This window comes from Spirosoma soli (assembly GCF_042684525.1).
In the GTDB taxonomy this organism is placed as follows: domain Bacteria; phylum Bacteroidota; class Bacteroidia; order Cytophagales; family Spirosomataceae; genus Spirosoma; species Spirosoma soli.
On record NZ_JBHULN010000049.1, the window covers coordinates 1 to 1,254 of the forward strand.

At 48.6% G+C, this 1,254-nt stretch carries 1 protein-coding gene; it reads left to right on the plus strand.

The features are described 5' to 3' along the window. Nucleotides 1-232 precede the first annotated feature (232 nt). Complete coding sequence (locus ACFSUS_RS29010) at nucleotides 233-1,240, plus strand: IS110 family RNA-guided transposase (protein ID WP_381528787.1); 1,008 nt, start codon at nucleotides 233-235, stop codon at nucleotides 1,238-1,240. The last annotated feature ends 14 nt before the right edge of the window (nucleotides 1,241-1,254 follow it).

Here is a 1,254-nt window from a genome sequence, read left to right on the forward strand (position 1 = left end):
CGGCCTTTAGGTTTGTGGGGTGAGATTATTCCAAGAATGGAGTAGCTTGCCAGCAAGTAAAACGGACTGGCACATCCTATCGCTCGGCTGGGCTGCAGACCCATGGGCCGATTCAGAGGCCAGTCCGTAGTGCTTGCCAAGACTCGAATAGAAATGCGGGTGAGCAGACCCATTAGCAAGGTATCGAGTAAACCAGCAAGCTAATCGTTCAACCCTAAAATTAAGTTGTCTCATGGATATTCACTACTACATTGGTATTGATGTATCAAAAGCTACTCTAGACTGGGCTGTCTTTGATGGCAAAACTGTTGTTCTCCAAACCCAATCTCCCAATTCAGAACTTGGGATCAAGGCCACGCTCAAACTCATTAAAGCGCTTCCTGACTTTGCTTCTCAAACCAGTATTACCTGTTCCGAACACACGGGCATCTATAACGCCTTGATTCTTTCTCTGCTTTCAGCGGCTGGTTTTCCCCTTTGGCTGGAAAGTAGTTTACAGATCAAGCAAGCCGGCGGTTTGCAACGGGGCAAATCCGATCAGATTGATGCCGTTCGTATCGCTGAATACGCGTTTCGCTTTCGTGATCGGCTACGACTCTGGCAACCACCGCGTCAACTGCTGCAAGACTTGACCAGCCTAAGCGCCTTACGCCAACGACTGCTATTAGTGCGTTCTCAACTCCAACAGCCCATTGATGAGCAAGCTGGATTTACTAAGTCTGCTCAGCAAAAGCAGTTGGTAAAAAACTGCCAGGCCTCTCTCAAAGCCATTACTGCGGATCTGGCTCAAGTCGAGAAACTGATCGCTCAGCTCATTGACCAAGATGATCGGCTCAAAGAACTCTTTGCGTTGGTGACTTCCATTCCCGGCATTGGTGTGAGTACCGCCACGGAAGTGATCTTGGCCACCGATGAGTTCAAAGCCATCACCGACCCCAAGAAGTTAGCTTGCCACGCTGGAGTTGCCCCCTTCGAATACCGTTCAGGCACGAGTGTACGAGGCAAAACGCGGGTGAGCCAGCATGCACGTAAGCGTCTCAAATCTCTTTTCCACATGGCTGCCATGTCTGCAATTCAAGTAAAAGGCGAACTTCAGGACTACTATCGACGTAAAGTAGCCGAAGGCAAAAACAAGATGTTAGTGCTCAACGCCATTCGTAATAAGCTCATCCATCGAATTTATGCCGTAGTTCGCCGGGGCGAAAAATATGATAAATTTTATACCCCTTCGTTTGTTTAAGCCATAGAAATCGG